Raw genomic sequence first — 8184 nt, 5'->3', positions numbered from 1 at the left:
GTCAGGGGCCTTCCGGCTGGTGTCCGAGGGGGGACTTGAACCCCCACGCCCGATAAAGGGCACTAGCACCTCAAGCTAGCGCGTCTGCCATTCCGCCACCCGGACCGGGTGTTTGTCGTCCCGGGTGTTCCCCGCGGCGACATGGATAACTCTACCAGGGGTTCGAGGCGGCTTTCACCAGCGTTTTCCGTGGTCAGTGGGGTGAGGTCGCCTTGTTGTCCTTGATCCAGTCCTGATCGTCCTGCCAGGCGTACGGGGTGTGGCCGACGGCGTACGCGGAGTGGAGGCCGCAGCGGCGCTAGGTCAGCACCGAGGTCAGCCGGGCCGAGACGACCACGTTGCCCGTGTAGCCGCCGTCCTCCGCGTACGGGCCGCCGCAGGTGATCAGGCGCAGTTCAGGGCTGCCCGTGGAGCCGTAGACGCGCTTGGCCGGGAAGCCCTCCTTGGGGACGACCTCGATGCCGTACACCGTGAAGACCGCCGTCCGCCCGTCGGCGCGCGCGATCTCGACGCGCTGTCCGCGGGCGAGCGCGCCGAGGTCGTAGAAGACGGCACGGCCGCCGGGGGTGTCGACGTGGCCGACGACGACCGCGGTGCCGCGTTCGCCGGGGGTGACGGCGCCGGTGAACCAGCCGGCGAGAGCGCGGTCGTACGGGGACGGGGCCTCGATCCAGCCGTCGGCGTCCAGGCCCACCCGGACCACGGGCGCGTCGACGCGGAGGGCCGGCACCCGGACCCGTACGGGCGGGGACGCGGGCAGCGGGCCGGGGGCGGCCGTGGCGCCGGCCGGGGCCTGGCCCGGGGCGGCGGCGGGCGGCGGCTGCGGGGGCCCTTCGGCGTGCCACTCCCCCGCGCCGCCGCGGACGAGGTGCACGCCCACCAGGAGGACGACGGCGACGACGCCCCACGCGCCGCGCCGACCCGGCCCGTTCGACCCCTGCACGTGTGTCCCGCCCTCTCCTCGTGAACGGCGCTCCTCCGCCCCGGTCCTCGTCACACCAGGGGCGGAGGAGCTGTCTGATCGGCGCGTCGCCTAGGCCCCGCTGTTCTCTCGGCGGCGCATCAGGACCACCGCGGCGCCGAGCGCGCCGACGATGAGCACGCCGCCCGTGACCATCTCGGCGGTGCCGACGCCGGCGGCGCCGAAGCCGGCCTTCACGCCCTTGCGGGCGCCGGTCTCGTGGGCGCCGGTCTCGTGGGCGCCGTCCTGGTGGCCGTCGGCGGCGATGGTGAGGGTGGTGGTGCCGCGCTCGCCCTTGCAGTCGAAGGTGATCTCGTACTGGGTGCCGGCCTTGGCGTCGAGGTCGACGGTGGCGGTGCCCTCGTGACCCTCGTTGAGGGTGACGGTGTCGAAGACGCCGGAGGTGACGGTGACCGTCGGCACCTCGCAGCCGTCGGACTTGAGCGTGACGGTGCCGCCGGGAGCGACCGTCCGGGGGGCCACGGAGAAGCCGAAGGACGTGATGTTGTGCCCCGAGCCGCCGCCGTCGTTCCGCGGAAGGCCGCCGTCGTTCTGGGGAAGGCCGCCCCCGTTCTCCGGGAAACCGCCGTCGTTCTCCGGGAATCCGCCGCCGGGACCGCCGACCGGGCCGAGACCCGGACCTCCGTCCTCCGCCAGGGCGAGGGGCGCCGCCAGGGCGACGAGGGCCACGGGGGCGAGCAGGGCTGCGGAGACGGCGGCACGTATCGCGCGCATGGCGGTCCTCCAGATCACGCGAGGGCGGGCGCGGAGCGTTTCCGCTGAGGGGCCGGGACACGACCCTCGCCGCGATCGAAGCTAGGCGCGCCCGGGTCGCCCCGCCACCGCTCTCCGCCGAACGGGGCACGGCGCGCCGGAGGAGCCGCGGCGGCTACGGAACGCGGACGACCTGGCCCGCGTACGAGAGGTTGCCACCGAAGCCGAAGAGGAGGACCGGGCCGCCGGAGGGGAGTTCGCCGCGCTCGACCAGCTTGGCCAGGGCGAGCGGTACGGAGGCGGCGGAGGTGTTGCCGGACTCGACGACGTCGCGGGCGACGACGGCGTTGACCGCGCCGATCTTCGCGGCGAGCGGCTCGACGATCCGCAGGTTGGCCTGGTGGAGGACGACGCCGGTCAGCTCCTCGGGGGCGATGCCGGAGCGCTCGCAGACCTGGCGGGCGAGGGCCGGGAGCCTGTGGGTGGCCCAGCGGTAGACGGCCTGGCCCTCCTGGGCGAAGCGCGGCGGAGTGCCCTCGATGCGGACGGCGTGGCCCATCTCGGGGACCGAGCCCCACAGGACGGGGCCGATCGCGCCCGTGTCGGTCTCCGTGGCCTCGACGACCGCCGCACCGGCGCCGTCGCCGGTGAGGACGCACGTGGTGCGGTCGGTCCAGTCGGTGACGTCGGTCATCTTGTCGGCGCCGATGACGAGGGCGCGGCGGGCGGCGCCGGCGCGGATCGCGTGGTCGGCGGTGGCGAGGGCATGGGTGAAGCCGGCGCAGACCACGTTGAGGTCCATGGTCGCGGGCGAGGCCATGCCGAGGCGGGCGGCGACGCGGGCGGCGGTGTTCGGCGAGCGGTCGATCGCGGTGGAGGTGGCGACGAGCACCAGGTCGATGTCGGAGGCGCCGAGCCCGGCGGTGGCGAGGGCCTTGCCGGCGGCGTGCGCGGCGAGTTCGTCGACGGGCTCCTCGGGCCCGGCGACGTGCCGGGTGCGGATGCCGACCCGGCTGGTGATCCACTCGTCGCTGGTGTCGACGAGGGCGGCCAGGTCGTCGTTGGTGAGTACCTTCGCGGGCTGATAGTGCCCGAGCGCGGCGATTCGTGTGCCCGTCATGCCCGGGGCCCCCTTGCTGGTTCGTTTCTTCGTTCCCCGCCGGGTCACGCCTGGCAGGACCACCCAGTCTTGCCAGCGACTGATGGGTAACAGGTGACGTAAACCACCAAGATTCGCCCGGACTGCCTGTCCGACCGTGACAAGAGGAGAATGGGCCGGTCAGACCACCGGCGAGAGAAACGAGTGCGGTCACATGGGACGGGTCACCGAGCGACGGCGTGTCGTGCGCATCCGCGGCGGGGCGGTGAGCTCCCGGCCGGACACGCTGGTGGCGGAGGAGCCGCTGGAGATCCGGCTGAACGGCAGGCCGATCGCCATCACCATGCGCACGCCCGGCGACGACTTCGCGCTCGCGGCCGGGTTCCTGGTGAGCGAGGGCGTGCTCGCGGCCGCCTCGGACGTGCGGAACATCGTGTACTGCGCGGGCGCCAAGGACGACGGCACCAACACGTACAACGTGGTGGACGTCAAACTCGCTCCGGAGGTCGTCGTCCCCGACATCACGCTGGAGCGGAACGTCTACACGACGTCCTCCTGCGGCCTGTGCGGCAAGGCGAGCCTGGACGCGGTGCGCACGACGGCCCGCTTCCCGATCGCCGACACTCCCCCGCTGCGGCTGACGCCCGGGCTGCTCGCCGGGCTGCCGGACCGGCTGCGGGCGGCGCAGCGGGTGTTCGACCGGACCGGCGGCCTGCACGCGGCGGCGCTGTTCTCGGAGGACGGCGAACTGCTCGACGTACGCGAGGACGTGGGCCGGCACAACGCCGTCGACAAGCTGGTCGGACGGGCGCTGCGGGAGGGGCTGCTGCCGCTGGAGCGGGCGGTGCTGCTCGTGTCGGGGCGGGCCTCGTTCGAGCTGGCCCAGAAGGCGGTGATGGCGGGCGTTCCGGTGCTCGCGGCGGTGTCGGCGCCGTCGTCGCTGGCGGTGGACCTGGCGGCGGAGACGGGTCTGACGCTGGTCGGTTTCCTGCGCGGGCACGACATGAACGTGTACGCGGGCGAGCACCGGATCGATCTGGAGGCGGAAGGGATCCGCTAGTTCTTCGGCGGGTCGATCATCTGGAGTTCGAGGGTGGCCGGGGGCGGGGCGATGCCGGGGCCGCCGGCCTCGGTCCAGGCGAGGACCTCGTCGAGGCAGTCCGCGTCGGCGCTCCAGCCTATCCAGGCGGCCCGGCCGCCCCTGCGCCGTCCCTCGGTGGACGGCTGCACGACCAGGACGTTCGCCTGGGCGCAGGGTCCGAGGCAGTCGCTGGTACGGACGATCAGCCGGCCGCCGGAGGCCGCGGCGGCCGCGCGGAGCCTGGCCAGCTGGCCGTCGTGGTCCTGGCCGGGGTTCTTGCGGGCGTCGCCGCAGCAGCAGCCGCGGCAGACGACGAGGGAGCAGGGGCGGGCCCCGTACCGTATCGGCACTCGGGTCACGCGGCGCCGTCCCTGGCGTCGTCCGGGGTGCCGTCCAGGGTGATCGCGTCAGCGGCGGTGACGGTGCCGAGGCGCGGGAAGTCGAGCTGGACGGACGCCTGGTGCTCGTCGGCGGTGAGGGCGGTCATGGCGTCCTCGGCGAAGACGAGGTCGTAGCCGTGGTCGGCGGCGGCGCGGGCGGTGGACTCGACGCCGAGGTTGGTGGCGATGCCGCCGAACACGACCGTCGTGGCCCCGTGCTTCTGGAGCAGCTCGTGGAGACCGGTGCCCCGGAAGCCTCCGATGGTGCGCTTGACGACGACGTCGTCGCCGTCGTGGACGAGCTCGGCGACGAGGTCGCTGCCGGGCGGCTGGGTGTCGACGCCCGGCCGTTCGACCCGGATGTGGACGACGGGCGCGCCGGCGGCGCGGAAGGTGCCGGCGAGCCGGCCGGCGGCGGCGAGGACGTCGGTGCCGGGGCGGGGGGCGAGGGGCAGCGCGACGATGCGTTCCATCAGGTCGACGAGGACGAGCGCGGTGCGGCCGGGATCGAGTGAGGGCATGGGAGCACCGTATCGGCCCGGATGATCATCACGGGCCGGGCGGGGATGTGATCCCGCCAACGGGGTCAGGCGCCGGGGTGGGGGCCGGGGTCGGCGGCGAGGCTGGTGCCGGGGCCCTTGTCCGCTTCCTGCGGTTCTTCCGGCTCGAAGGCGATACGGCGGAGCAGCGCGAGGAACCGGGTGCGCTCGTCCTCCGCGAGCGGGGCGAGGAGTTCCTCGTTGGCGCGGGCGGCGAGGCTTCGGCAGCGGTCGAGGAGGACGAGTCCGTCGGGTGTGACAGTGATGGCGTTCTTGCGCCGGTCCTTGGGATCGGGGGCGCGGCTGACCAGCTCGTCGGCCTGGAGGTCGTTGAGGATGCCGACCATGTCCTTGGGGTCGATGGCGAGGCTGCGGCCGAGGGCGGCCTGGGCGACGGGGCCGCGTTCGGCGACGGCGGCGAGCACGGCGTGGTGCCACATGCGCAGGCCCTCGTCGGCGAGTGCGGCGGCGACCAGGCCGCGGCCGCGGGCGGCGGCGCGGCCGAGGAGCCAGCTGGGGAGGTCGGCGATGGCGCGGGGGGCGGGAGGGGTGTCGGCGGCCATGGCCGGAAGTCTACGCCGGATCGAAGAGAAACATTGGACATCCCAACGATCCATGCCTAGAGTGACGATCGTTGGGAACCCCAATGAATCACTTTCCCATGAATCACATCTGATGAATTCCCTGCGTGGAGGTGTCGCCCGTGCGGCGAGTCGTTCATTCCGTCAACGGTGGTCCCGAGGTCCTGTTCGTCGAGGAGGCGCCCGCCCCCCGGCCCGGCAGCGGTGAGCTCCTCGTCCGGGTCGAGGCGATCGGCGTGAGCCTGCCCGGGGTGCGCCGGGTCCGCGCCGGTGGCGAGCCCCAGCCGCTCGGCGGCGAGGTGGCCGGCACGATCGAGGCGCTCGGCCCGGACACCGCCGGGTCCGGGTTCGCCGTCGGCGACCGGATCACCGGCATCTGCTTCGGCCACGGCTACGCCGACCTCGCTCTCGTCCACACCGCGATGGCCTCCCGCGTCCCGGCCGGAGCGACCGCCGTCGACGCCGTCTCCCTGGTGCGCAGCGGCCTCGTCGCCCGAGGCGCCCTGGACGCGGCCCGCATCCGGCCCGGCGAGTCCGTCCTGGTCACCGCCGCGGCCAGCGGCGTCGGCCAGCTCGCCGTCCCGCTCGCCCGGCTGCTCGGCGCGGGCCGGGTCGTCGCGGCGGCCGGCTCGCCCGGGAAGGCCGCGTTCCTGCGCGGACTCGGCGCCGACGAGGTCGTCGCCTACGACCAGGAGTCCTGGGGCGAGCCGGTGGACGTCGTACTCGACGCCGTCGGCGGCGACCTCCTCTCCCGCGCCGTCGCCGCGCTCGCGCCGGGCGGCCGGCTCGTCGCGTACAGCTCGGGCGGCGGCACGGTCCAGGCGTACGACCTGCTCGCCGGCGCCAAGTCGGTCATCGGCTTCCAGATGGCCCACCTGGTCCGCAGCCGCCCGACCGACTACGCCGCCTGGCGCGACGAACTGTGGGCGCTGCACGCCGCCGGACGCCTGAAGCCCGCCGTCCACGCGACCGTGCCGCTGGAACGGGCGGGCGACGCGCACGCGATCATCGAGCGCCGCGAGAACCTGGGCAAGGTCGTCCTGGTGCCGTGAACGGCGCGGCTCCGGCAACCCCGGGCGCGCTCAGGCCCCGTACACCCGCACATGCACATGCCCGTCGCGCGGATACGCGGGCGGGGACGCGGGCAGGACCGCGCTCAGCTCGTATCCGCCCTTCCGCGCGACGCGGCAGGACGCCGCGTTGTCCACCTGGTGCAGGAGCTCCAGGCGCGTCAGCCCGTCGTCGGCGAAGGTCGCGAAGGCCCAGTCGGTCAGGGCCCGCAGGGCCCGGGGCGCCACGCCCCGGCCGCGGGCGTGGGCGGCGGTCCAGTAGCCGACCGTGGCGGACGAGGCGCCGGGGGCGACGCCGCCGAGGACCACGTGTCCCACCACCCGCGCCGTCCCGCCCGGCTCCCCGGGCTCCAGGACGGCGAACGCGAAGCGATCACCCGCCTCCCAGCCCCGCTGCTGCCTGCGGACCCAGTCGGCGGCCCCGGCCTCGTCGTCCACGGCCATGCTCGTCCAGCGGCGCAGGTCCGCGTCCCGGGCCAGCTCGACCAGGCCGGGGGCGTCCGCCTGTTCCCAGGGACGCAGCGAGAGGGCGGGGGACGAGGGCAGGGCGTCCGTCGTCAGCGGTGTGGTGATCTTGTCCATCGGGCGAGCCTACGCAGTCGAGGCCGCCCCCGCCGACGGTTCGGCCACGACCGGCTCGGCGACCACGGTCGCCGCCTCCTCCGTCGCCTCGGGATCGCACGCCCGGCGCCGTGCGATCACCGCGCAGACCATGAGCTGCATCTGGTGGAAGAGCATCAGCGGGAGCACGGCCAGCGAGGCCTGGGGGCCGAAGAGGATGCTGGCCATGGGGAGGCCGGCGCCCAGGCTCTTCTTGGAGCCGGCGAACTGGATGGCGATCCGGTCCTCGCGGCCGAAGCCGAGGCGGCGAGCGCCGTACCAGGTCAGGGCCAGCATCACGGCGAGCAGCACCGCCTCGGCGACGAGCAGCAGCCCGAGCCGGGCCGGGGTCACCAGGTGCCAGACGCCGCGGGTCATGCCCTCGCTGAAGGCGGTGTAGACGACGAGCAGGATGGACCCCCGGTCGACGCGACCGAGAACCTTCTTGTGCCGCGTGACGAACCCCCCGATCCAGCGGCGCGTGAGCTGCCCGGCGAGGAACGGCGCGAGGAGCTGGAGCACGATCTTCAGCATCGAGTCGGCCGAGAAGCCGCCCGCGCCGTGCCCGAGGAGCAGGCCGGCGAGCAGCGGCGTGAGGACGATGCCGGCGAGCGAGGAGAACGAGCCGGCGCAGATCGCGGCGGGCACGTTGCCGCGGGCGATCGAGGTGAAGGCGATCGAGGACTGGATGGTCGACGGCACCAGGCAGAGGAAGAGGAAGCCGTGGTAGAGGTCCGGCGTCAGGACCGTCGGCACCAGCCCGCGCGCCGCGAGCCCGAGCACCGGGAAGAGCAGGAAGGTGCAGGCCAGGACGGTGACGTGGAGCCGCCAGTGCCGCAGGCCGTCGAGCGCCTCGCGGGTCGAGAGCCGTACCCCGTAGAGGAAGAAGAGCAGCGCGACCGCACCCGTCGAGGCGCCGCTCGCGACCGTCGCCGCCGCCCCGGAGGCCGGCAGGAGCGCGGCGACACCGACCGTGGCGAGCAGCGCCAGGATGTACGGGTCGATCGGCAGCCAGGACGGCAGCGGGGACCGGCGCGGGCGGGCGGACGTACGGGAGCTCATGCGTCCATCGTGGTGGACGGCCCGGCGATCGGGAATCCCGTACAGCGCACTGACTGTCATCACGAATCGCGATAACGGCTCGGTGCGGCGCTATCGT

The 8184-nt window shown here is 74.1% G+C and carries 10 protein-coding genes and 1 tRNA gene; 2 read left to right on the top strand and 9 right to left on the bottom strand.

The window, feature by feature from the left end:
- Positions 1-17: 17 nt before the first annotated feature.
- The 4 genes from ACWEJX_RS09655 to ACWEJX_RS09640 all read right to left on the bottom strand — a co-directional run bounded on the left by ACWEJX_RS09655 (position 18) and on the right by ACWEJX_RS09640 (position 2795).
- Positions 18-105 (bottom strand) — tRNA-Leu (locus ACWEJX_RS09655).
- A 193-nt stretch (positions 106-298) separates the two neighbouring features.
- Positions 299-943, bottom strand: coding sequence for a class F sortase (locus ACWEJX_RS09650; RefSeq protein ID WP_451606965.1), 645 nt, complete (start codon positions 941-943; stop codon positions 299-301).
- 90 nt (positions 944-1033) lie between these two features.
- Positions 1034-1696, bottom strand: a complete 663-nt coding sequence (locus ACWEJX_RS09645) for a hypothetical protein (protein WP_451606964.1) — start codon at positions 1694-1696, stop codon at positions 1034-1036.
- A 154-nt stretch (positions 1697-1850) separates the two neighbouring features.
- Positions 1851-2795 carry a beta-ketoacyl-ACP synthase III gene (locus ACWEJX_RS09640; protein ID WP_451606963.1) on the bottom strand — a complete coding sequence of 315 codons (945 nt, stop codon included), beginning with the start codon at positions 2793-2795 and terminating at the stop codon, positions 1851-1853.
- A gap of 193 nt (positions 2796-2988) precedes the next feature.
- On the opposite strand from ACWEJX_RS09640, the gene fdhD reads away from it, so the two are divergent.
- A complete protein-coding gene (gene fdhD, locus ACWEJX_RS09635; RefSeq protein ID WP_451606962.1) occupies positions 2989-3834 on the top strand; it encodes a formate dehydrogenase accessory sulfurtransferase FdhD in 846 nt (281 codons plus the stop codon).
- Here the strand turns inward: fdhD and ACWEJX_RS09630 are convergent.
- The 3 genes from ACWEJX_RS09630 to ACWEJX_RS09620 form a co-directional block, all read right to left on the bottom strand.
- The gene (locus ACWEJX_RS09630; RefSeq protein ID WP_451606961.1) at positions 3831-4214 is read right to left on the bottom strand and encodes a (2Fe-2S) ferredoxin domain-containing protein; all 384 of its coding nucleotides are present in this window, start codon (positions 4212-4214) and stop codon (positions 3831-3833) included. The genes fdhD and ACWEJX_RS09630 overlap by 4 nt on opposite strands.
- Positions 4211-4756 (bottom strand): isochorismatase family protein, encoded by a 546-nt coding sequence (locus ACWEJX_RS09625; RefSeq protein ID WP_451606960.1) that lies wholly within the window; start codon positions 4754-4756, stop codon positions 4211-4213. The genes ACWEJX_RS09630 and ACWEJX_RS09625 overlap by 4 nt, the downstream gene beginning before the upstream one ends.
- A gap of 65 nt (positions 4757-4821) precedes the next feature.
- Positions 4822-5337, bottom strand: coding sequence for a MarR family winged helix-turn-helix transcriptional regulator (locus ACWEJX_RS09620; protein WP_451606959.1), 516 nt, complete (start codon positions 5335-5337; stop codon positions 4822-4824).
- Positions 5338-5477: 140 nt separating this feature from the next.
- Between ACWEJX_RS09620 and ACWEJX_RS09615 the strand changes: the two genes are divergently transcribed.
- The gene (locus ACWEJX_RS09615; RefSeq protein WP_451606958.1) at positions 5478-6407 is read left to right on the top strand and encodes a quinone oxidoreductase family protein; all 930 of its coding nucleotides are present in this window, start codon (positions 5478-5480) and stop codon (positions 6405-6407) included.
- A 30-nt stretch (positions 6408-6437) separates the two neighbouring features.
- Here the strand turns inward: ACWEJX_RS09615 and ACWEJX_RS09610 are convergent, their stop codons facing one another.
- Positions 6438-7007: a GNAT family N-acetyltransferase gene (locus ACWEJX_RS09610; RefSeq protein ID WP_451606957.1), complete on the bottom strand. Its 570-nt coding sequence runs from the start codon at positions 7005-7007 to the stop codon at positions 6438-6440.
- Positions 7008-7016: 9 nt separating this feature from the next.
- The gene (locus tag ACWEJX_RS09605) at positions 7017-8087 is read right to left on the bottom strand and encodes a bile acid:sodium symporter family protein (protein WP_451606956.1); all 1071 of its coding nucleotides are present in this window, start codon (positions 8085-8087) and stop codon (positions 7017-7019) included.
- Between the last annotated feature and the right edge of the window lie 97 nt (positions 8088-8184).

The organism is Streptomyces sp. NPDC004788, assembly GCF_053601115.1.
This window is presented reverse-complemented; position numbering and strand designations above follow the sequence as displayed.

What these genes read in the sequence shown, in the direction of transcription:
- ACWEJX_RS09645 (WP_451606964.1), bottom strand. Translation starts at nt 1,696, where the DNA reads ATGCGCGCGATACGTGCCGCCGTCTCCGCAGCCCTGCTCGCCCCCGTG.
- ACWEJX_RS09640 (WP_451606963.1), bottom strand. Translation starts at nt 2,795, where the DNA reads ATGACGGGCACACGAATCGCCGCGCTCGGGCACTATCAGCCCGCGAAG.
- fdhD (WP_451606962.1), top strand. Translation starts at nt 2,989, where the DNA reads ATGGGACGGGTCACCGAGCGACGGCGTGTCGTGCGCATCCGCGGCGGG.
- ACWEJX_RS09625 (WP_451606960.1), bottom strand. Translation starts at nt 4,756, where the DNA reads ATGCCCTCACTCGATCCCGGCCGCACCGCGCTCGTCCTCGTCGACCTG.
- ACWEJX_RS09620 (WP_451606959.1), bottom strand. Translation starts at nt 5,337, where the DNA reads ATGGCCGCCGACACCCCTCCCGCCCCCCGCGCCATCGCCGACCTCCCC.
- ACWEJX_RS09610 (WP_451606957.1), bottom strand. Translation starts at nt 7,007, where the DNA reads ATGGACAAGATCACCACACCGCTGACGACGGACGCCCTGCCCTCGTCC.
- ACWEJX_RS09605 (WP_451606956.1), bottom strand. Translation starts at nt 8,087, where the DNA reads ATGAGCTCCCGTACGTCCGCCCGCCCGCGCCGGTCCCCGCTGCCGTCC.